The organism is Lunatimonas salinarum (genome assembly GCF_017811155.1).
GTDB lineage: Bacteria > Bacteroidota > Bacteroidia > Cytophagales > Cyclobacteriaceae > Lunatimonas > Lunatimonas salinarum.
The window spans coordinates 1-23,068 of sequence record NZ_JACVCV010000011.1 but is presented as its reverse complement, the minus strand read 5'-3'; the positions used below and the strand labels follow the sequence as shown (position 1 = coordinate 23,068).

The following is a 23,068-nucleotide window of genomic DNA, read 5'->3' as shown; positions in this document are numbered from 1 at the left end:
GGTTATACTTACCGTCGTGGTTGGGCGATCGAATGCGTTCATCCTATCCTATTTAGAACGTTTTAAAATAAGAAGGTGCGTTTTGTGATTGATTGTTTGCTATCAAATCCGAATGTAAATTTGGCGTTTAAGTAGAAAACCATCAAAACTAGACAAAGTAAACTATATGAGTTGGGTAACAAAAACCTTAAATAGTACACTGGGCAGAAAGTTGATTATGGCCCTCACCGGTTTATTCCTTATTTTATTTTTAGTAGTACACCTTGCTGGAAACCTACAGCTATTGGCCAATGACGGGGGACGCATGTTTAATCTATATGCAGAGAGCATGGCCACCAATCCGCTTATCCGGGTTGTTTCCATCCTTAATTTTGTGTTCATTGCGCTCCACGTTGCCTATTCTGTGGCACTTACCCGCCACAATAAACAAGCCCGTCCGGTTGGATATGCGGTCACCAATGCTTCTGCCAATTCCTCTTGGGCTTCCCGCAACATGGGGATATTAGGGACCATTCTCCTCATATTTCTATTGGTGCATTTACGGGGATTCTGGTATGAGGTTAAGTTTGGATCGTTGCCTACAGCCACCTATGAAGAAGGAACGTTTAAAGACGTTTATACAATAGTGGCGGCGGCTTATTCTAATATTTTCTACGTGGTATTCTATGTAGTGAGTATGGGCTTTTTGGCCTTCCACTTGTCGCATGGGTTTGTCAGTGCTTTTCAAACCTTGGGTCTTAACCACAAGAAATATTCCCCACTCATAAAGAAGGTTGGCGTTGGGTTTTCCATATTGGTTCCCTTGCTGTTCGCCCTCATTCCGGTAGTGATGTTTATTCAGGGAAGTTAACATGAATCTAAATTGATTACGAAAATAAAGCTGAAAATCAATGATACTGGATGCTAAAATACCCTCCGGCCCTTTGGCGGAAAAGTGGACTAAACATAAATTTAATGTAAAGCTGGTAAATCCTGCCAACAAGCGAAAGTACGATGTGATCGTTGTGGGTACCGGATTGGCTGGGGCCTCCGCTGCGGCTTCCTTGGCAGAACTTGGATATAATGTCAAGGCTTTTTGCTTCCAAGACAGTCCTAGGCGTGCACACTCTATTGCGGCGCAGGGCGGGATCAATGCGGCAAAAAACTATCAAAATGACGGGGATTCGGTTTTTAGGTTGTTTTATGACACCATTAAAGGTGGCGACTACCGTTCCCGTGAGGCAAACGTATATCGATTGGCGGAGGTATCCGTCAATATTATAGACCAATGTGTGGCGCAGGGTGTACCTTTTGCCCGGGAGTATGGAGGTCTGCTCGCCAACCGATCTTTTGGAGGTGCGCAGGTATCAAGAACTTTTTATGCACGGGGACAAACCGGGCAGCAGCTTCTCTTGGGTGCCTACTCGGCATTAAGCCGTCAGGTGGCGAATGGAAAAGTGAAGCTATATCCTCGTACGGAAATGATGGACGTCGTAAAAGTCGATGGGAAGGCAAGAGGGATTATAACCCGTAACTTGATTACCGGGGCCATTGAATCCCACAGTGCCCATGCCGTACTGCTTTGCACCGGAGGTTACGGAAACGTCTTTTTCCTTTCCACCAATGCGATGGGTTCTAATGTGACGGCCGCTTGGAGGGCACATAAGAAGGGCGCCTATTTCAGCAATCCATGCTACACCCAAATCCACCCAACTTGTATCCCGGTATCTGGAGACCATCAATCCAAGCTGACCCTGATGTCTGAATCCCTTCGAAATGACGGTAGAGTATGGGTTCCGAAGACGGTGGAATTAGCAGAGAAGCTGCGAAAGAAGCAAATAAAGCCCCAAGATATCAAGGATGAGGATAGAGACTATTATTTGGAGACCAAATACCCGTCCTTTGGCAACTTAGTGCCTCGTGATGTGGCCTCTAGAAACGCGAAGTATGTATGCGATGAAGGCAGGGGAGTGAATGAGACCGGAGAGGCTGTTTTTCTTGATTTTAGAGACGCAATTTTGCGGGATGGGGAAGACTTGGTGAGAAGTAAATACGGTAATCTATTTGATATGTACCAACAGATCACAGGAGAGAACCCGTACAAGACACCGATGATGATTTACCCTGCGGTGCACTATACCATGGGCGGACTTTGGGTGGATTATAACCTAATGACAACTGTTCCAGGGTTGTATGCACTTGGAGAAGCCAATTTCTCCGATCATGGTGCCAACCGATTGGGTGCTTCTGCATTGATGCAGGGTCTGGCAGATGGTTATTTTGTAGTGCCCTACACCATTGGAGACTACCTGGCCGGAATGCCCTATGAGCGGATCTCCGTTGATCACCCGGCGTTTAAAGAGGCGGAAGCAGATGTGAAGGGCCGCATTCAGCAGCTTCTTTCCATCAATGGCTCAAAAACGGTGGATTACTACCATAAGAAGTTGGGCAAGATCATGTGGAACTATTGTGGAATGGCCAGGTCGGCAGACGGACTTACCAAGGCAAAAGCCATGATCAAGGAACTGAAAGCGGAATTTTGGTCGAATGTGAAGGTATTGGGCACCGGCGAGGAACTCAACCAATCGTTGGAAAAGGCGCACCGAGTGGCAGATTTCTTGGAGCTGGGGGAATTGATGATTGATGATGCGCTAAACCGCGACGAAAGCTGTGGTGGCCACTTCAGAGAGGAATTCCAAACGCCGGAAGGAGAAGCGCTTCGGGATGATGAAAACTTCGCATATGTAGCTGCTTGGGAATATCAGGGAGAGGGCAAAGAAGAACAATTGCACAAGGAGCCTTTGGTGTTCGAGAATGTCAAGCTTACCCAACGTAGCTACAAATAAACAAAAACCACAAAAGGAATCGACGGTATGAATCTTACACTAAAAATATGGAGACAGAAAAACCACAGTGACAAGGGTGGTTTCAAGGATTACAAAATAGGCAATATTTCCGAAGACATGTCTTTTTTGGAGATGTTGGATGTGCTGAATGAGGAGCTATCCGAAAAAGGAGAGGATCCGGTGCATTTTGATCACGACTGTAGGGAGGGAATCTGCGGTATGTGCTCTCTTTACATCAATGGAAGGCCACATGGTCCTCAGCAGACAACTACCTGTCAGTTGCATATGCGTTCCTTCAAGGATGGGGATACGATCACGATTGAGCCTTGGAGGGCAAAGGCATTTCCAATAATGAAGGACTTGGTGGTGGATCGAGGAGCTTTTGACCGGATTATTCAAGCCGGTGGCTATGTGTCGGTCAATACCGGTGGGGTGCCTGATGCCAATGAAATCCCTATTCCCAAGGTGATTGCAGACGAGGCCTTTGATGCGGCTACCTGTATCGGATGCGGTGCCTGTGTGGCTGCCTGTAAAAATGCGTCGGCCATGCTGTTCGTTTCGGCCAAGGTTTCTCAGTTGGCATTATTGCCGCAGGGCCAAGTGGAGCGAAGGGACCGGGCAGAGAAAATGATCGCCCAGATGGATGCTGAGGGATTCGGGGCCTGCACCAATACCGGTGCTTGCGCGGCGGAATGTCCAAAGGAGATCAAGCTAAGTAATATTGCACGATTAAACCGAGAATTCTACACGGCGTCGGTAACTACCGAAAATGTATAGGAAGCCCATACACATATCACGAAAACGCGAGAGGCCCCAGGGAACTGGGGCCTTTTGTTTTTGGTACAATTCGAGTGTAGAATGCGAAAATATGACTAGAAATACCTCTTTAGCTCGATTGAGTTTGAGCACTGAGGTTAAGTAACATGAAATAGGATTGAAAGACTCATGGCGATTATAGATTTGATTATTTTTTTGGTTTACATGGTAGTCATGTTGGGGGTAGGCGTCTACTTCATGAAGAACAACAAGGGCCAAGATGATTATTACGTGGGAGGTAGGAATATAGGAAGTTGGCATATCGGACTTTCCGTGGTAGCAACCGATGTGGGAGGTGGGTTCTCAGTCGGGTTGGGTGGATTGGGGTTTGCCATGGGGCTGTCTGGTAGCTGGATGTTGTTTACGGGACTTCTCGGAGCTTGGCTTGCCGCCGTTTACCTGATTCCTATCGTCAGATCCACTCCTCAGTTTAGGCATTTCTATACCTTGCCTCAAATTGTCACATACCTATTCGATCGCAAAGTTGGGGTGGTAGCTGCCGTGATTTGCTTCATAGGATATTTGGGATTCACCTCCTCTCAGTTGCTGGCTGGAGCTAAATTGGCATCTGGTACTTTTCCAGAACTGGATTTGCAGGTAGCATTGGTGATTATGGGTGTGATAGCGGTGGTCTACACCGTGATGGGAGGGCTTAAAGCAGTCATTTATACCGATACGATACAGTGGATTATTTTGTTGCTGGGCTTTATTTTTATTGGATTGCCGATTTCGTATTTCCACGTAGGAGGCTGGCAGGTTATCCGTGATACCCTGCCGACTGCATTTTTCTCTCTCAATAACCTTCGGTGGCAGGATCTTGCCAACTGGGGAATAACCATATTGCCTATTTGGTTTGTGGGAATGACGCTCTATCAGCGAATTTTCGCTAGCAGAGATGTCGCATCCGCTAAAAAAGCCTGGTACATTGCGGGTTTTTTTGAATGGCCGATCATGGCATTCATGGGCGTATCACTTGGGCTTTTGGCACGTGTGGCCTTCGAACAGGGGAGGATTGCCGTGGATTCGGAAATCTTGGATCCAGAAATGGGGCTTCCCATATTACTCAGCACGATACTTCCCGCGGGCATCATGGGTCTTATGATGTCGGCCTATTTTTCGGCGGTATTGTCTACTGCTGATTCCTGCCTGATGGCCGCATCCGGCAATCTGACCACCGATATTTTTGGACGGTGGATGAAATCCCTGTCTGAGAAGGTGGTGATGCGGATGAGCCAGTTATTTACCCTATTGATAGGCGTATTGGCGCTGTCCATAGCACTTCAAATGACGAATGTGCTGGAATTGATGCTGTATTCCTACGCATTTATGGTGTCGGGTTTGCTGGTACCTATAGTTGCAGGTTTATTTTGGAAGATGAGATCGCCTAGTGCGGCCCTTTCGGCGATGCTGTTGGGAGGAGGGTTGACTGCCGGCTTATCCGTGGCAGATGTACCCTTGCCTTTTCAATTAGACCCGAATTTTTTCGGTGTATTTGCGTCTTTAGCAGCGTTTTTGCTTGTATATCGTGTAGAAAAATTTAAAAAACAGAATAACTAATAAAAACATTTTAAAAAATGACTTCGTTTCAGACCCTTACAGCTATCGATAACGCAACCTATTTGCAGAAGAAGGAAATTGCTGATTTCCTCTTCCAGCATTTGGACGAATATGGAGACCCACACGAACACATCATGCGCTGCTTGGACTATGCGTTGGATCAAGCAGTGGATAAGGGAGGGTTTGTGGTGCTGGCACGAGAAGGTGAGGAAGTGGTAGGGGCGGTTGTCGTGAATAAAACAGGGATGTCTGGCTATATACCGGAAAACATCTTGGTTTACGTAGCCGTGGATGCTTCCCAGCGAGGAAAGGGACTCGGAAAGCGGCTGATGCAAATGGCCATAAACCTAGCCCAGGGGGCTGTTGCCCTGCATGTAGAGCCCGACAATCCGGCGAAAAAGCTCTATGAAAAGTTGGGCTTTACCCACAAGTATTTAGAAATGAGATTAACGAAATAGCATGGCATTCTTAAACCTACACAAGGAGAAGCTTCAGGATAACTTTGAATTTTTAAAGAAACATTTTAATACCCACGGTGTCGCTTGGGGCGTCGTTTCCAAGATGCTATGTGGCAATAGGACGTATTTGAAGGAATTGATCAATTTGGGAGTCGACGAAGTGCACGACTCGCGCATCAGTAACCTTCGAAAGATCAAGGAGATCAATCCCCAAGTACAAACCGTGTACATCAAACCGCCCTCTAAGCGCAATTTGGCAGATATGGTTCGCTATGCCGACGTGAGTCTCAATAGTGAACTAAATACCATTCGTTGGATCAGTGAGGAAGCGGTCAAGCAGGGAAAGAACCACAAAATCATCATCATGGTGGAGACAGGAGATCTCAGGGAAGGCGTGATGGGAGATCATTTGGTTGATTTTTACGCAAAGGTCTTTGACTTGCCGAATCTGGAGGTTATTGGTTTGGGGACTAATCTCAATTGTCTAAATGGAGTTTTGCCCTCGGCTGACAAACTTATTCAGCTTTCGCTTTATAAACAGATCATCGAGTTGAAATTTTCCAAGGAAATTCCTTGGGTATCTGCGGGCACTTCAGTAACTATTCCCTTGATGCTACATAAGCAACTTCCCAAGGGAATCAATCATTTCCGCGTGGGAGAGACCCTTTATTTTGGGGTGGACCTTTTTGAGGATAAGGTGATTGATGGGATGCATGGAGATGTCTTTGAGCTGTTTGTGGAAATCATTGAAATGCAGGAAAAACCCCTGTTGCCCAGTGGTGTTTTAGCGGCAAACCCCCAGGGTGAGGTGATGGAGTTAGATGAATCCCTTTACGGAAAAACAAGCTATAGAGCCATTATAGATATAGGCCTGCTTGATGTAGATCCCAAGTACTTGCTGCCTGTTGATGAAGATTTTGAGATCATAGGCGGTAGTTCCGATATGCTGATCCTGAATCTTCAGCAAAACCCACGTGGATACAAAGTAGGTGATTTGATCGCATTTAAGCTGAAATACATGGGGGCACTTGCCGTGTTGAATTCCAGCTACGTTGAAAAGCGGGTTGTATAGTAAGGGACGATGCTATCAAGACGTTATCGGAAGCAACTTTTGCCACCTTTCAGGAGCAAACGATTGCCTGAAAGAGCACTCAATAGGCGGGCTGTTTTGCTTAAGGGCCCTTTCTAGCTTTTCCGCAGAAGTTCTACTTCATGTTGGTCGTATTTGGGCGTTCCCCCTTCCATGGTGGCCACCAAAGCCCCCAAGGCACATGCATAATCGAGCATTTGTTCAGGTGATTGATGCTCCAAAAACTTTGCGATGAACCCTGCCAAAAAGGCGTCCCCCGACCCAACCGTATCGGCCACTTCCACGGGGTATCCTGGGTGGGATACGATTTCTCCCTCTTGGTAGAGTAGGGCACCTTTGGCGCCTAGGGTGACACAGATAAGATCCAATTCAAATTGTTCGGCTAATTTTTCCAGTGCAGCGTCGGTCTTGGAAGGCAAATCGTGAAAGGAAGCGATCTTGGAAAGTTCGTCTTCGTTTATTTTGAGGATATTGCAGGACATCAGTAGCTTTTCGATCAATTCAGCCGTATAGAATGGGGGCCGTAAATTGATATCAAGCACTTTTAGCGTATCGGAAGTCTCTAAGAGTGAAAACAGTGTTTCGCGGCTTAGCGGTTCTCGCGCAGATAGGCTCCCATACACAAACACATCCGCCATTCTTACGACCCGTTGGATGGATTCATCCCATGCTATACGGTCCCAGCCAGCAGGCTTTACGATCTCGTATTTGATGTTTTCACGATCCGAATCGTCCACATGTACCGTTCCGGTCGGGAGCTCATCGTCTAGTTGAATCAGCGAGGTGTCTAGTCCAAAGCCTTCCACAAACCGGATGAGGTCTTTGCCTAGCTTGTCCCTTCCGACCCTGGAAATCATCGTCGTGTCCAGTCCTAAGTGTTGCAGGTGAAGTGCCACGTTCATAGGAGCACCGCCCGCAATTTTTCTCTTGGGGAACACATCCCAAAGCATTTCTCCAAAACAGATGGCTTTCTTAGGCATGGTTTTTCGTTAAATCTTGTTGGATTTCTTCCAGCGACCGGCCTTTGGTTTCTGGCATTTTAAATGCTACCCAAATGAGTTGAAGAACCATCATGACCGCAAAGAAGGCAAAAATGGGTACAGGCCCAAATTGGTTGGCAAAGAAAGGAAACACGTTTGCGATCAAAGCGGCGAGTATCCAATGGGTAAAACAGCCGATGGATTGTCCGTAGGCCCGCAGTTCGTTTGGAAAAACCTCCGAAATGAACACCCAAATCACCGCCCCCTGCCCGACCGCATGGGAAGCGATAAACATAAATACAAATATAGGGAGCAACCCTACACTCAACTGTCCCCCGGAAAAGGAATAAGCGATCAGTGAAAGGGAAATAATGTATCCGATGGAGCCAATGTACATCAGTTTCTTTCTGCCAATGCGGTCAATGAGGTATAGGCCCAGCATGGTTGCCACAAGGTTGATGGCCCCGATACCCACGGTAGATAGCAGGGCACTTTCCGCGCTGATCCCCGCCATCTCAAATACCCTAGGGGCAAAGTAAATGATGGCGTTGATACCGGAGAGTTGGTTGAACATGGCGATTACTACGGCTAATAGGGTAATGTGAAGGTATTGGTTTTTAAATAGTGCCATAAAGCCCACCTTCAACTTGTTGAGTTCCTTTTCTTCCAGTGCCAGCTTTATGGCCTCTTTCACCCCCTCTGGGTCCGTTTTTGTTAAAATGCGCTCTGCTTCCTGAAAATTACCGTGTTTTGCGATCAACCATCGGGGGCTTTGAGGTACTTTAAAGACCAAAATCGTGTAAATCAACGCAGGTATTGCCTCCATACCCAGCATCCAGCGCCAGCTTTCGGTTGCAATGGTCATGTCTATCAAGTAGTTACTAAAATAGGCCACCAGTATTCCAAACACCAAGTTAAACTGGAACAGAGCGACCAGTTGTCCTCTGTTTTTCGCAGGAGAGATTTCGCTGATATACATAGGTGCTACGACAGAAGAGGCTCCCACGCCCAATCCTCCTATAAAACGGAATGCCATAAAGGAAATGACCTCCGGGGCTACGGCAGAGCCTAAGGCGGAGACGAAGTACAAGAGCCCTATCCAAATAAGGGATTTTTTTCGGCCATATTTGTTAGCGGGAATTCCCCCAAAGAGGGCTCCAATCACCGTGCCGTACAATGCAATCGCCACGGCTAGACCGTGGCTCCAATCGCTGAGCCCCCAGACTTGCTGAATGTACCGTTCTGCACCGGATATTACCGCTGTATCAAAACCAAAAAGGAATCCTCCAAGCGCAGCTACCACCGAAAGAAATAGTACGTATTTGTTTATTTGCATAAGTTGATTGGGTTCATGGTTCGCATCAAAGAATAAAACTAAAAAGTTTACAGACATAAAAAAAACCTACCATGAAAATAAATGAGCGGAAAGGATTTACTCCCAAATGGATTCGATAGAAAAAATATCCGTGTATTGGTTGCGCCTCCGGTTAGTTCCATGGTGCGGTAAGGTTTATTGGGGAAGAGAACAGCGGTCATTACCCATTCTCCCGAATGGAAAAATACTTCTATGGAACGGCTGTCCAAAAAAGGCTGTATTGATTTTTCAGAAAGGCCATTGTAGAGAGAAGCAAGGTGAACTTTGACGAAATTGGTGTGAAAATCCCCATCCGGATACTCTACTGGAATTTTCAGCAACCCGCCCAATCCATGGCCCATGGTAGGCTATTTCCCGATGGAGATCCGGTAATAAAACTGGAGTTGAGCCGCCATGTCTGGCTTGATGGATTTTTGTTGCTGATCGTTTCCTTCCATCTGACCGAATACAGCCGTCATAAATGAACTTTCCAGACCGATCTCCGCATCGCCTTTTTTCAAGTCCTTGTAGATGCCCAATCGAAATGGAATGTATATACCGGAATTTGATGCATCGTAGGTTTCATCCCGAAAACCACCCATATCATTGATGACCCGTCGGGTATCTCTTCTGCTGGATTGGAAGTAGCCCAAGCCTAATCCGGTGTAGACTTTGATTAAAGACGGCAAGTAACCGCTTTTATTTGGGTTGATATGATAGATGGGCATCACATCCACGAACAATAGGGACCCCGTAAATGCGTGCGGAAGACCCGCTTCGGCAATTTTGTTTATAGCCCGAATACCATAAAAATCACCACTTTGGATCGCTTGAAATCCTGCGGTTGCTTTCGCATCAAATTGCTCCGTCAATTTCTTGTTAAAATCCAGGGAAATAGCCGGCAAGACTTTAAATTTGAACTCACTGTGAATACCTGTATTATCTCCGTATAGCTTGGACGGACCAATACCTATCCCGATCCGATCTTTTCGGTCATCCTGACCTAGTAGGAGTTGAGAAGAAGCTAAAACAATGGTGATTAAAAGGAATACATTTTTCATGTCAACGACTTATTTCGCTGCAATATAATAAAAGATGTATTTTAAATTAAGTTATTTGCTTTTTATGAAGGAGTTTGTGTGAGGGTTGGTTTTTCAGGAAGGGGTAGACTCATTTATTGGTTTTAGATTTTCAGGTATCGGCGGGTTTAAATCATCGTCTTTTTCATAGGGGAAGACTTCCACGATGGGACTTTCCACCACCTCGGGCACATTGAATGTGACCAGCATGTTGTTCAGGCTTTCGTAAATTCGCTCATAGGCTTCCTTGACATGGTGCGCGGTAACCAACATAAACTGGGTAACCTTTTTTTCCTTGCCACTGTCTGCGTCTGCTACGATATACGTGATTTTGCACTTATGCCAAATATCGATGTCCTCAAAGAAAAATACGTCCACGATATTGCTTTTACTGATGTTGGTAACCTGAAAGTCGCCGCGAATGACCGAACCCAGCATATCGTAGATCCTGGCTTCTGCCTCGGTAAAGGACACCGCATCAACCAAGTATTGCTCAGATACATTTTTGAGCAGTCCCTGCTCGTTTTCTTTCGCATATTTGACCTTACACAAAAACCATACTCTCATATTTTTTCCATTAATTCGTTTACCCCTGCGAAGGTACGGGTTAATACCCAAAAGGAAAAAAGCTTTGGAAATTTCATCCAGCAATTTGGTGGTGTCTGTAAGTACGCATCGATCAATTTTCTAAATGGAGGCGCACTTTATACAGTTGCACAAAATCCTCTTCCCGATCTTTGTTGAACCTCGACAAAAACCACAATTTTCCATCCTTATAGAGTAGTTGTCGGTAGTCAAGTTGTGGGGGAATTGCTATGTCTGCCAATCGTTTTCCCTCCAGGTTCATGACAAGCAATCTGTTGGGGTATTTAGCTTCCATTTCTGCCATGAATTCACTGTAGTCCCTATCCAAATTTAGGTACCTTTCCCGGTCTACTGGGTCAAAGCCGGGATGGTAACAGGCCAGGAGGAGGGTGTCCATCAGCGTGAGTGACCTGGTTCGACCGGCTGACCAATCCACAGCAATCGCTTTGACGTCGGCCTCTGCGGGAGCTTTCCCTTGACCTGGATTGAAGGAGGTATGTTCCATCTTACGTGTAGTAATCGGTTCCACATCGGTATTCATCCGGTATATATACAGGTTCGGATCGGTACCCACGGTTACATACAGGGTATCCCCGTGAAGTGCAAATGAGGGCATCATTTCGGTAACGTCATACGCGCGCCCATTTTTAAACAGGCTTTCTTGGGCCAGGTGTAAAAAACGTTCCACAGTACCTAGTTTTGGGTTGATTCTAGCGAGGAGTTGAAAATTGTCGTAATATGCTGGTTCTGCTTTGGTAAACTCTCCCCAAGCGGTTATGCCGCGAATAATGTATTCTGATCCGAGACGGGCTACCGGATTGTCAGCTGCGGCCCTGCCCGAAAAGCTGGGGATTTCTTTTGAAGCAAAGGGGACAGCTCGCATGAGTCGTCCGTTGGGTTCAAATTCCTGGTAGCCCTTTACACCGATAAGAAAAAAATGCCCGTTTTCCAGAAACTTAGCGGGAGTCCAGGGAAAACTTCCATAGCTATCCCTGCTGTCACCTCGTTTTTCCATGGTTTCCAAATGGGTGCCTGAGAAATCGGTCAGAAGGATTACCCCTCGTTGCGGATCATGCAATAGTATTCGGTTTCTCGTTGGATCAATATCCATCAGGTCCAAAATGCCCTCATAATTTACCCGTATAGAGTCTTCCATCTGTAGGCGTGCCAGGAGCGGAGCCCTTTCTTTAGCGGGCTTGGAACATCCCGGGAGCCCAGCGATCGTAAATCCTAGAAATACAAAAAGAAGGTTTTTAGTCATCATCTGAAATATAAGGTTCAGGTTCTAAGGTAGTTGTTTTAAACTAAAAAAATAAGAATAATGCAGATTATTTTTAATTTCTGATGTGTTCAGGCATGGTCATTGAAACCGGGTTTCAGCTCAGTTGCCGGGCGGCGATCTGAATGGGGTCCCAAACTCCGGAAAAGGGTGGGGCATAGGCCAAATCCAAATATACCAGGTCTTGTACGCTCAGGTTCCCTTTGATTACCGCTACGACAGTATCAATCCGTTTTGCGGCCCCTTTTGATCCAATGATCTGAGCGCCCAATACCAGCCCATTATCTGCCCGACATATCAATTTGACGGCAATTTTTCCGCTCCCCGGAAAATACCGGGCAATGGTACTACTTTCGATCGTTGCTTTACGATAGGCCATACCCAAGGCGACTGCTTCTATCTCGGAAAGCCCCGTGCGGGCGATTTCCATATCTTGAAATCTGGTAATGGCGGTTCCTACTACTCCTGGAAAGCTGGCTTTTTCACCTGCGATGACAGTGCCTGCGACCAATCCTTGTTTGTTGGCTACTGTGCCTAGTGAAATAAATATATCCTGATTCTTGATCAGGTGCTTGGAAGAAGCACAATCTCCGGCCGCCCAAACATCCTTTTCGGATGTTTCCATTCGTTCGTTCACGGCGATTGCGCCGGAGTCACAGAGTTGAATGCCCGCTGCGGCTGCCAGCTCTGTGTTTGGCCTTACTCCTATACCAAGGATAACCAATTCGGCATCAAGGGTACGTTTTTCCGTTTCTACTCTACATACTTTATGGGATGCGTCGGAATGGATAGCGAGTAGCGTCTCTTCCAAGAATAGTTGTACTCCCTGTTCCTGCAGGTAGTCGTAAACCCGAGTAGCCATGTCTTTATCCAGCGTACCCATGATTTGATCGTTTCGGTCGATCATGGATACGTGCATACCTTGTTCCAGTAAGGCTTCCGCCATTTCCAGCCCGATATATCCGGCCCCTACGATAACCGCACGCTTGGGACGATTGGCCGTTACGTATCTTTTTGCCAGTATGCCACTTTCCAACGTGGATAGGGAGAATACCCCCTGGGATTGTACTCCGGGTAAATTGGGATGAATGGGCGATGCGCCGGTGGCAATCAGAAGGTGATCGTAGGTCTGCCAATCGGTTTGTTGGGTAGCGAGTTCTTTCACCAGTACACACTTCTTTTGAGTATCAATTTTTATGACCTCGTGGTGTGTAAGGGCAAGTATTTGGTGCTTTTTCAGGAACGTTTCCGGCGAACGTGCGATGAGGGAGTTTTCTTCCTCGACCATGCCTCCTATGTAGTACGGGATGCCACAGGCAGCGTAAGAGGTGTGGGGACTTCGTTCGTACACCACAATTTCCCAATCGGGCTGCGCCCTTCTCACTTTGGAGGCAGCACTCATGCCGGCAGCATCGCCACCGATCACGACCAATTTCTTTTTATCCATACCCTAAAAATACCTCATCATAGCTTGCCAAGCTTCAATTTCCCTACCAAAAATCTTTTTTTGGTACGCTGAGCCTTCGATCGGTGTATGATTTCCTTCAGGTATTGTATCACGGTGATGGTGTGAGGGCCCTTGTTGATCATTACGCATTCAGCCAAGGCCGACTGCGCCGCATCTGTGATTTCTGAACGGGTGGCAATGCCGGTTTTATGGAGGTTTTCTAACACCTGAGTGGCCCATACTACCGGGATTTGTGCTGCTTCACAGAGCCAGAGGATGTCATCCTGTATTTCTGCCAGCTTCTGAAACCCCGTTTCTACGGCCAAGTCCCCCCTTGCGATCATTACACCGGATAAGGGGTCTTTCATGCTTTCCAGCAAAAGCTCGGGGAGGTTTTTTACAGAAAGGGCTGTCTCAATTTTTAGAATAACGGGAGGAGGAAAAGCGGTGAGCTCAGACAGGAGTTTTCGGAGATATAGGAGATCTTCCGCTGAATTGACAAAGGAATAGCCGATGAGGTCTGCGTGTGCTACCACAAAGGGAAGTACCTCACGGTCGTAGGCGGTAAGTGCCGGTATCTTGATTTTGCTATCGGGGAAGTTTATTCCTTTGTCTACCTTAATTCGTTGTCTTTTGGCAAAGTATTTTCGAATTCGTACGCCCACACCGCGATGGTCTTTTGTTTCGATGGTTCCGAATACTTTCCCATCATCAAAGAAGACCCGTTGCTCCGGTTTTAAGTAGGGGATTACTTCGGGTACGGTGGGGCTGATCACCGTATCTTCTTTGCCATAGCCCTCTTTGGAACCGGAGAGATATACCAAGCTTCCTTCGGCAATTGCCAGGGATTTCTTTTTTCGTTCTTCCCCTAGGAATTCGGTGCGTATTTTGGGGCCTGCGAGATCCATATATACTTTACAGGGGATACCGGTAGCCTGAGTGGCTTCTCTGACAGCTTCAATCAACTGCTCCCACATTGTTTGGTCTCCGTGCGCGCAGTTGATGCGTGCCACATTCATGCCCTGAATCAGCAATTCGTTCAATTTTTCGGGTTCCTCTGTGATGTCCGGATCTAGGGTAACCATGATATACGGCTGTCGGCTTTCGTCGCCGCTACCGAACAGGTCGTTTGATTTTTGGGCTAAGCGTTCTTTGGTTTCGGGGTATCTGTGCGTGCAAAGCTGATCAGTTGTGTACTGATGCCCAAGTCGTTGCCTAACTGCCTGCACTTGGGAAAGGATATGGCTTTCTGCATTGGAAAGGGCGGATAAGCCAAGACGATGCAACGCAAGCTGCAGCTTGGTTCGGTCTTCGCTTCTAAAGGCCAGGTAGTGCAGCAGGTTTTTTGCCGCCTGTTGGTTGTCGGGGTGGATGGCTGCGAGCAGCGTCTGCTGATCTTCGCAGGTAAGAAGCATCTCTGATTCAATCGATGCCAACTGCTGCTCAATAAATATAGAATCCACTTTCATTTGAATATATCAAGCGTCTTGTCATTATTAAAGAACTCCGTTGCTGACAGGCCATCCGGGTCGTTTTTGATTTTTTGAATGGATTCTATGATATCTTCTAGCGATTTCAACTAGTAATATCTAAATCACGCTCATCCATTTGTTGATTTCTAGCATAGGAACCAAAAACAGCTAAGTTTCTCAAGCCATATTTACTGCTGAGTCTTGGCTTGTGAGCAAGAAGCGTATCCTTTATTGTTTTTAAATGCAACATGTTCAAATGTATGAAATGTTTGATTTTGATGCAATTGGCCTTTGCTGCCTAATCGGGTCAGGCAAGGGAATCTACTCACCAATTTTAGGATTTTAGCGGCGTTTGTGATTTTCAATTCACCCTCAGTTTCCAACAGCACTCCCGAAAACCGGAATAGGCCGTGCGTGAGACGCTCACCTGCTTTCCTCGCTGGGACACCCATTTCAATTTCGGTTATGAAAATTGACCCGATACCTTTTTTTCGTCCATGCTCTTGATGGTATCCGATGATTTGGTGTGACCCTATTATCTTGATCGTTAAATTGTATATTGGAGAAAAACCACATGCTCACTTTATCTTCCGCCTTGCAGATTTTAGCCAAAAGATGCACAGCGCGGGGTTTTTTGGTTACTTTTTTGACCTGCAGCAAAAAAGTAACAAGGATTCGATACACTAAAAGTTGGCCATCTGAAGGTAAACGGCCTCTACACCGGTTCACATAAGATAATACCCAAAAAGGTAACCTTTTGTCTTCATCCTACTGAAGGGGTTTTCATGCTTGGACACGACCCAAAATAGCAACAATGATGACCGGAACACCCATATTTATCAAAAATACGCCTTGAGAGTGTTTAAATGCACTTTCGCAAATCTTCCGAGGAAAACAGGAAAAAACCGATTATGTTGAGTTAGGGCTTCTAAATATGCGCTAAAATCGGATCAGGCAAGGGAATCTACTCATCAATTTTAGGATTTTTAGCACAGCGTCCATGATCTTCAATCCGCCTATTGACACCTCAACTAAGCAACCCGCTAGGCTTCGGTTTCGCCGCAGCAGGCATCACAGCCTAAGCCCGAAATTCCGCTGCGCTCCACATCGGTTTAGCCTTGTATGTTTGGGTGCATATTCCCTCATTCTATCGTAAAGGATACTTTTTTGCCCAACCCGATTTCAAGAATCCTATACAATGTAGATAGCTGAATATCACTTTTCCCATTTTCAATCCTTGAAATGAAGCTCTTTTTTGTCCCGGTTTTCAACGCAAGTTCTTCCTGGGTCATGTTCGAAAGTCTTCTTTCTTCCTTTATAAGTTCCCCAATGGCAAAAGCCTTCGCCTTCGCCTCAAATGCTATTCTTTGATCGGTTCCCGGTGCCCCATATCTTTTTTCTAAGTGTTCTTCAAAGGTTGTTACATGCTTTTTATCCAAATTTTCCATCTTATCAGAGGTTTTGCTTTTCTTTAAAGTAGTCAGCTTTTAGTCTCAAAGCTTTTTCTATTTCTTTTCTCGGTGTCTTTTGGCTCTTTTTCTGAAAGCCATTGAAGAGAATCACCAAATCACCGTCATCAAAGCAGCAAAAAATTCGATAAATGTCGCTGCTGAACTCCACCCTGATTTCGTAAAGACCATCGGTACCCTTCATATGTTGAGAAAATTTTAAGGGGATTCTTTCCAAGACCATCACCAAATACAGTACTTCGTCTATTTTATCCTGGACCTTCACTGGCAGATTGTCGAAGAATTCAGAGAAATAATTCTTGTAAAAAATCAGGGTTCTCTTCCTATCCCTCCCGTAAAGTTAACGAATAATGGTACAAGAATTTGGAGAATCGTTCATTTTTTTGGTGTTTGGATCTTTAAATGCGCCCCAATCTGGTCAGCCCCGGAAACCTACTCACCATTTATCGGATTTTGCGGCGTTCGCAATTTTCAATTCACCCTCAACTTCCCACGGAACTCCCGAAAATAGGGACAGGCTGCAAGGGTAATAGGTCAGCGCTCCCCGTCAGGGGAATCTGTCGGGGCCGTTTACACGATTAGCTACTGTAGCCCCATTTCCCTAAATATTTATTAGCAACATTTTGTCCCCCTTTTTTGTCGGGGGAGGAGAGGATCTTATTTAATTTTCCATTTCTATTTTCTTGTAAGCAATTACCTGTGCGCTGGTCTTTTGCTCTTTGCCACCATAGGAACGAGGATGGCAATGTGCAAATAGCAGAGGACATATACAGTCAATGTTGTCAAAAATCCTTTTTCCAATTTGTCTATAAACTTGAATGATTCCTTTTACAAGAATTACTAATTTCATAAAAGGCATCTTCAACTAACTGCCTCAAGTCATCAGGCATATTCAACCTTTCGTCAATAAAATCAGATGCTATATTAACCGCTTTTTCCTTTTGCCCTGAGGCAAGTAATTGTAACAATGAGTTATAAACTCCCATAACCGCCTTGTCCTTCTTCTTTAAAACAATTGCTTTAATCAGCGCTCCCGGTTCAATTTTAAGCATCCCTCTGCCGTAAGTTTTGGCATTGGCAGAAATGGAAAGCTGACCGTAAATGGATAGTAGGCTAACGAAAAACCACTTTTTCTCTAAAATACTCAGCTTCTTAAAATAAACGCGGTGAATGGAATTGGTGCTTTGAATTTTATGGTCGTTAAGAACTAAGTAGGGAATTTTACCAACCCGGTAGGGGAAAAAGGCATCTGGTGTTTCACCGGGTTTTATCTGATACCAAGGCTTTCTTGATTTTGAATGAGAGCGTTGGTCAAACCCCGCCTCTAGCCCTTCATCAATGAACCATTGTATTTTTACTTCATCACATTCCTGAAGAACAAGTAAGCGTTTTAAAACATCCGGCCCATCAGCGATCAGTTCTGCAATTTCTTTTGCATTTGTAAGAATGGGAATACGTTGCTTCTGTGAAAAGTTGTTCCTTTCGCAGTAGTCAACATCTCGGATGAAATACTTGTTTGCTCCGGTTACTACACCAATATGCGCCCTTGCACAAGAGCCGAAAGAACAGAATCCAAACTCGTTTTTCAAGCGATTAAATATGCCATTCACATCTTCTTTTGCTACTGAAATTACCCGGCTTGCTTTCCAATCGGTTAGGGTAATAGGTGAATAGGAAATTTCGTCAGCAAAATCTTGTGCAAAAGCTGAGACAATGGATTGATTTTTTTTGCCATACCCAGTAAGCCAAAGAAGTACAACCCGTTCCTGTGCAGATTCGAAATAGGGGTTGTTTAGTGCCAATACTTTTATTTCTGAAAACCGTTCCGACAGCCAAACACGAAGTTCCTTTGAATAATCTGCCTGAATGAATGCCCAAGGCAGGATTGCCCCAACTGAACCATTTTCGCGAAGATGTGTCACTGCTTTTACAAGAAAATAAGCCCACAAGTCGGATGAGTTGCTCAGAAAAGACAACTCCGGGTTGTTTTCCCGATAACTGTTTATATTCTCCTTTATTTGATTTTGATGGCGGATGTATGGCGGATTGGTAAGGATTACATCAAATTTTCTTTCCCTGTCGTAATCGAAAAAATCTTGCTGTTTTAGATTGGCAGCGGGCAAATGTTCGAGTAATCCATTCACCGGGTGAATGTCGCATCCATATAAAGCCAATTCCTTTACTGTTTGTTTTTGACGCGAAACAGACTCACCCGCCAGCAGGAGCGATCCCTGCCCATAAGCGGGATCAAAAACAGCCAACTTTTCCCCTTTTATGAGAGGACTGGCTAGATGTTCTGCCAGTGCATCCGGTGTATAATAGATGCCATTCTCTTTCTTATTTGGCGTGCTATTCTCCATAGGCAAAGTCCCTGAACAGGCAGGTTGATTTGTGGTTACTGCTTATGAATTTGCCTATACCCGTAAAATAGGGTACCAATATCTTGTCCTCGTTGGTCTTGATCATATTGCGCCATTCGCTTTTCTCTATCACGCGCTTTGTTGCTTCACTCGGAAACTCATTGAGTACCATGTCGAGCAGCAGTGCAAGATTGATCGGGCTAATGGGTAATCTGGGAACCGACAACCAATCGTGCAATGGCTCTGCGGAAATACCATTGTCTTGTAATTTGGGGGTGGTTTTACCCCCGTATTGAAGATGGTACTTGGGTTTTTTATCGGTTGAAGAATTGCCTTGAGGGTCATAATCGAAATGAAATTTTCGAATCAATGTTTTTTCATCAGTATCTGAATCGCACATGGACAATGCGTATGTAGCAAGCGAATAGTTCTGCTGCACGTTGGCCTCAATAAAAAGGCTTCGGGTTGCGTTTTCGATTTCCATTTTAAGTTCACATCCAAAGTTGAAATTGGTAGGAGCAGAATTTTTATGCCTTCCAATGTAAAGGCTATAAACACTGGCTGCTTCGGCAAATAACTCCGGAAAGGAACTGGCTACGGATGTTTGCGCTTTGATAAATCCGAGCGTTTGTACTTCATTTTTAATAAAGTCGGGCGATGCTATTTGATTTTGGTCAATGCTCATCTCATCGTTAATCTGCGGCTTCCATTATTCGTAATTCTTCGAAGAACAGCATGTCTTCAAAGAGTGGATGCGGATCTGTATATTTTAACTTCATGGGGTGCCACTCGGCATCGTTGGTTGTGTCTACGGCTGCGACCGTTTCGGGGAATTCTTCCTCACTCACGTAGCATTTAGAAAAATGAGCTTTTTTGTTTTTTACCAATGCTCTGCCAATCTTCCATGGCAGCCCTACCTCGCCTGTTGCTTCGCCAAGAATTGAAAGCACCTCTGATTTCCACCATCGTTCATCGGAATCGTTTGCAAAAACCCCGTTGTATTTCGCTGCGGCAAATTTGGCTTCTACCTGTTTGAATCCACCCGGGTTAAGTCCTAACAGTGTACTCACCCATAGCCGATCATAAAGGAAGCCCGGACGTTTAAAAAGCGTTGATTCACACCAGCGATACATTTCTAACAGCAAACTTTTATCCTGAAAGTTGTCCTTTAACTCACGGGGGAAAATCTTGGCCATTTTGCTCCTCTCATCATCAGGTACTTTTAATTGATTTAGAATATCATCTATAGTTTTGAGAGGGCTTTGCTTTAGTGCTTTGAATCCTTCGGCAATGGTTATGATTCTTGAGTAGTTTTTGGATATGCTACTAAACTGGAATATCGCTTCATAAGCAGATTTATGCCTTGTATCCATATCAACTATATCTGTGCCTGTTACAGATACAATCGGACAGGATTGCCATTTCTCCCTGATGATTGCTGCAGCCGATGACCCACTGCGGATGCCCTCATAGTCAGCTTGATCTAAACTGTGATCCATGAGTATCAGGTCAGGCTCCTGTCCCTTTAAGATACTTTGAAGTTCCTCATTTACGTTTTTGCTTTTAAGCCCATGGAAGTCCACTTCTGTTTTGAGCGCTTCGCCCATGTTTTGGGCGGATTTTTCCCTTTCAGGGGTATCGTCTATCCAAATGAACTTTAGATTGTTGCTCATGGTAATTTAATTTGAAGTTGAGTAGCCCATCCATTATCAGGATGCTGGAAACCAATAGAACCTCCTTTTGCTTTTACAATCTCATTCACAATCCCCAGGCCTAGCCCGGAACCAGTTCCGACAATCATGTTGTCTTCCGGGTTCAATCGGGCTTCTAAGTTTTCATAAAGCCTACCGTCAGGGTCAGATACAAAAGGAATGAAAACTTCGCTAAACCTTTCTTCTTCCAATCCAACACCGGTGTCTTGAATTGTTATTTCATTCATGCCGTTATCCCTGTTGGCACTGATTCTGATATCCTTTTCACGTCCACCGGCAATGACAGCTTTGATTGAGTTTGACATGATGTTTAAAAGTACAGAATACAATTCTGCTTCGAGAACATCCTTAATGACAATATTATTCGGAACTGCTTCGTAGTCGATATCAATTCCGTATTTCTGGATAATCAGCTCGAAAACTTTTTCAACCTTCCTGATTTTTGGTTTTAGCGCTACTTTTCCTGGCTTAAACTTCGACTTGGCAGAAGAGCTTATTAGGGAAGTCATTTGTAAAAGTTCTTCCAACCTTGTGTTTAACTCTTCGAAGTCTTGCCCCATTTCGTTGATGGTGCCTTTTTCGCTTGCCGGTAGCTTTTCTGCAATGAGTTTAAGAGAATTTTTACTTTGTTCGAGCAACCCGAGCAAAGACTTCACTTCATGGGAAAAAATAAGGAGCAGAGTAGACGTAGATGCTATGAGCCGCAAATGAGACAACTCAACCTTAACAGATTCGTTGTAAGTTTTTATGGCCTCTGTTGCTGTTTCGATTGAGGTGGCTACCTCGTTTTTCACGTTGGCGGGTAAATGCTCGTAGACTTTCGATTTGATTTCTGATCTGATAAAGGCTAGGGCTGAATCTACTACTTTACGGCTGTCAACCTTTTGCTCTATCAGGTTTTCAAATTCCTCTTTTGCCGCATCCGCAGCCTTTAGTTTCTGTTGCCTTAAATAATAATCACGCAGTATGTTAGCCCAATCAATGGCAAAACGTGCAAATTCGCGCAAATCATCCATGGCAGGTGAATCAATGAAGCCTTCACGGCTGGCTTTCATTTCAAAACCGGTAGTTTCTGGACCTAAACTCACATTGCCAATATAATTGTGCATGGAAAGCGCTGTTAAAAGAGAACGACCGGGGTCTACTCCTTGTAATGAAGAAGCAAAGGCCTGCAACTCATCATTTGGCGCTCCTTTCCGCAAGCCTCGATCGCGATCTATTTTAAGCCAGTCATCGTTGCCATAAGGAAAAACTCTGAATCCTCGGTGCCTGATTTGAACGCCTCCCCACTGCCCCAAAATAGTGCGCAGATTTCCTTTCGAAAGAATACTAGTATCACGCATCTGTTCCCGGTCATCGACGATTAATCCAACGTGTAGCTTAATGTCCTTTAATCCGGGAAAGATTTGCTTTGAAGTGATGGTTCTTTTACCTATCCCCATTGCATTCAACTGGCAAATTGCTTGATGCTTATCGTTCAGTGTTGCCGTAAGTGTTCCCCAGCCTGCATTGACTAAATCTTCCCTTAAATCCCTGATTCCTCCTTCAAAATCTGGTGCTGTTATCATGATCTCAAATCCGGGGTCGGGTTCAAATCCTTCTTTAAAATCTCCCCTGTTTGCGGCTAAAACGGCTAACTGTCTTGTAAGCCAGTTTAGACCTCTTGTAGACCATTCACCAACCGCATTCTCGATAATAAGAGTTGTACCGGTATGTCCCTCGTCTAATTCTATTTGTTCTCCGGGGCAATCAATTTGCGTTACATCTGTTCCGGCTTCAAACTTTGTCCAGGGGAACACTACCTCCGTTTTTTGAATGTGTTTTTGAAACCCGCGTTTACCGCCCTCTGCGGTTCCCTGGGTTATTAATGTTAGTTGCGTTCCCAACCTTCGGCAAGAAAATCGACCAATTCCTTTTGCACCTGTTAAATACCTTCCAAATACAGGTGAAACATCCTGCTTCTCTTTATTAGTTGTGGCAATCCTCATCCAATAATTTTGGACAGAATCGAAGTTCATTCCTGTGCCGTTGTCAATTATTTTAATTCGTTCAATCCCCGATTCGCTCGTTTCAAAAATAACTTCAACTTCTGTAGCATCGGCATCATAGGCATTTTTCACCAATTCGGATAAGGCTAAGTGAACTGTTTCAACCAGCTTTTCCCCAAGTTCTCGCAACAGGGCACTATCAACAGAAAACTGTAGCGTTTTTTGCATATATTATTCTATTCTTTCATTGTTAACTTGAGATCATTACAAATCTCCTTTAGAACCTCGCCGCGGTCGGCGTCAATTGCTAGGGTAATCAGGTAAAATTCCCGGACCCTTAGTTGAGCAGAGGAGTTGAGAGTCAGTTCACTGATCCTTGAGTTACTGATACCGGTTTTCTTGGCACTTTCCGCTTTACTCGCAGATTTTTTAGTTAAATATGATCGGAGTTCCGTCATGATAATTTCTTGTTTTCATGATCTAATTTTAGATTTATTTATACTGTCATCCGACAAAAACACTGCGTGTTTTTGGTCATCTTGAAAAAATACAATAGCGAGGTTTTGACACCTCGCTAAAATTTATGATGTTTGAAGT

Annotated in this window: 20 protein-coding genes; 6 read left to right on the top strand and 14 right to left on the bottom strand. The window is 45.0% G+C overall.

All coding sequences use genetic code 11. The features are described 5' to 3' along the window. Positions 1–166: 166 nt before the first annotated feature. The 6 genes from IAQ59_RS14080 to IAQ59_RS14055 all read left to right on the top strand — a co-directional run bounded on the left by IAQ59_RS14080 (position 167) and on the right by IAQ59_RS14055 (position 6,728). Complete coding sequence (locus tag IAQ59_RS14080; RefSeq protein ID WP_209331472.1) at positions 167–850, top strand: succinate dehydrogenase cytochrome b subunit; 684 nt, start codon at positions 167–169, stop codon at positions 848–850. Positions 851–890: 40 nt separating this feature from the next. Beyond that, complete coding sequence (locus IAQ59_RS14075; protein WP_209331471.1) at positions 891–2,825, top strand: fumarate reductase/succinate dehydrogenase flavoprotein subunit; 1,935 nt, start codon at positions 891–893, stop codon at positions 2,823–2,825. Positions 2,826–2,852: 27 nt separating this feature from the next. Further along, positions 2,853–3,602 carry a succinate dehydrogenase/fumarate reductase iron-sulfur subunit gene (locus IAQ59_RS14070; RefSeq protein WP_209331470.1) on the top strand — a complete coding sequence of 250 codons (750 nt, stop codon included), beginning with the start codon at positions 2,853–2,855 and terminating at the stop codon, positions 3,600–3,602. 168 nt (positions 3,603–3,770) lie between these two features. Then, entirely contained in the window at positions 3,771–5,198 is a 1,428-nt protein-coding gene (locus IAQ59_RS14065) for a sodium:solute symporter family protein (RefSeq protein WP_209331469.1), read from the top strand. 17 nt (positions 5,199–5,215) lie between these two features. Further along, positions 5,216–5,656 (top strand): GNAT family N-acetyltransferase, encoded by a 441-nt coding sequence (locus tag IAQ59_RS14060; RefSeq protein ID WP_209331468.1) that lies wholly within the window; start codon positions 5,216–5,218, stop codon positions 5,654–5,656. Position 5,657: 1 nt separating this feature from the next. Continuing rightward, positions 5,658–6,728, top strand: coding sequence for an alanine racemase (locus tag IAQ59_RS14055; protein ID WP_209331467.1), 1,071 nt, complete (start codon positions 5,658–5,660; stop codon positions 6,726–6,728). Between the two features lie 113 nt (positions 6,729–6,841). Here the strand turns inward: IAQ59_RS14055 and IAQ59_RS14050 are convergent, their stop codons facing one another. From IAQ59_RS14050 to IAQ59_RS13985, 14 genes are all read right to left on the bottom strand, one after another. After that, complete coding sequence (locus IAQ59_RS14050; protein ID WP_209331466.1) at positions 6,842–7,726, bottom strand: carbohydrate kinase family protein; 885 nt, start codon at positions 7,724–7,726, stop codon at positions 6,842–6,844. Further along, complete coding sequence (locus IAQ59_RS14045; protein WP_209331465.1) at positions 7,719–9,062, bottom strand: sugar porter family MFS transporter; 1,344 nt, start codon at positions 9,060–9,062, stop codon at positions 7,719–7,721. Before IAQ59_RS14045 ends, IAQ59_RS14050 begins: the two co-directional genes overlap by 8 nt. Before the next feature lie 47 nt (positions 9,063–9,109). Continuing rightward, entirely contained in the window at positions 9,110–9,442 is a 333-nt protein-coding gene (locus tag IAQ59_RS14040; protein WP_209331464.1) for a GH32 C-terminal domain-containing protein, read from the bottom strand. A gap of 6 nt (positions 9,443–9,448) precedes the next feature. After that, positions 9,449–10,141 (bottom strand): hypothetical protein, encoded by a 693-nt coding sequence (locus IAQ59_RS14035; RefSeq protein ID WP_209331463.1) that lies wholly within the window; start codon positions 10,139–10,141, stop codon positions 9,449–9,451. A gap of 93 nt (positions 10,142–10,234) precedes the next feature. Further along, a complete protein-coding gene (locus IAQ59_RS14030; protein WP_209331462.1) occupies positions 10,235–10,726 on the bottom strand; it encodes a DUF4494 domain-containing protein in 492 nt (163 codons plus the stop codon). 112 nt (positions 10,727–10,838) lie between these two features. Next, positions 10,839–12,008 (bottom strand): hypothetical protein, encoded by a 1,170-nt coding sequence (locus IAQ59_RS14025; RefSeq protein ID WP_209331461.1) that lies wholly within the window; start codon positions 12,006–12,008, stop codon positions 10,839–10,841. Positions 12,009–12,120: 112 nt separating this feature from the next. Next, entirely contained in the window at positions 12,121–13,470 is a 1,350-nt protein-coding gene (locus IAQ59_RS14020) for an FAD-dependent oxidoreductase (RefSeq protein WP_209331460.1), read from the bottom strand. A gap of 17 nt (positions 13,471–13,487) precedes the next feature. After that, positions 13,488–14,939, bottom strand: a complete 1,452-nt coding sequence (locus tag IAQ59_RS14015; RefSeq protein WP_209331459.1) for a pyruvate kinase — start codon at positions 14,937–14,939, stop codon at positions 13,488–13,490. A 1,145-nt stretch (positions 14,940–16,084) separates the two neighbouring features. Continuing rightward, positions 16,085–16,390 carry a helix-turn-helix domain-containing protein gene (locus tag IAQ59_RS14010; protein ID WP_209331458.1) on the bottom strand — a complete coding sequence of 102 codons (306 nt, stop codon included), beginning with the start codon at positions 16,388–16,390 and terminating at the stop codon, positions 16,085–16,087. A 4-nt stretch (positions 16,391–16,394) separates the two neighbouring features. After that, positions 16,395–16,721 carry a type II toxin-antitoxin system RelE/ParE family toxin gene (locus IAQ59_RS14005; RefSeq protein WP_342450711.1) on the bottom strand — a complete coding sequence of 109 codons (327 nt, stop codon included), beginning with the start codon at positions 16,719–16,721 and terminating at the stop codon, positions 16,395–16,397. Between the two features lie 496 nt (positions 16,722–17,217). Continuing rightward, positions 17,218–18,771: an Eco57I restriction-modification methylase domain-containing protein gene (locus IAQ59_RS14000; protein ID WP_209331457.1), complete on the bottom strand. Its 1,554-nt coding sequence runs from the start codon at positions 18,769–18,771 to the stop codon at positions 17,218–17,220. Next, positions 18,761–19,456, bottom strand: a complete 696-nt coding sequence (locus tag IAQ59_RS13995) for a hypothetical protein (RefSeq protein WP_209331456.1) — start codon at positions 19,454–19,456, stop codon at positions 18,761–18,763. Before IAQ59_RS13995 ends, IAQ59_RS14000 begins: the two co-directional genes overlap by 11 nt. Before the next feature lie 7 nt (positions 19,457–19,463). Next, positions 19,464–20,444 (bottom strand): response regulator, encoded by a 981-nt coding sequence (locus IAQ59_RS13990; RefSeq protein ID WP_209331455.1) that lies wholly within the window; start codon positions 20,442–20,444, stop codon positions 19,464–19,466. Next, entirely contained in the window at positions 20,441–22,699 is a 2,259-nt protein-coding gene (locus IAQ59_RS13985) for an ATP-binding protein (protein ID WP_209331454.1), read from the bottom strand. Before IAQ59_RS13985 ends, IAQ59_RS13990 begins: the two co-directional genes overlap by 4 nt. Between the last annotated feature and the right edge of the window lie 369 nt (positions 22,700–23,068).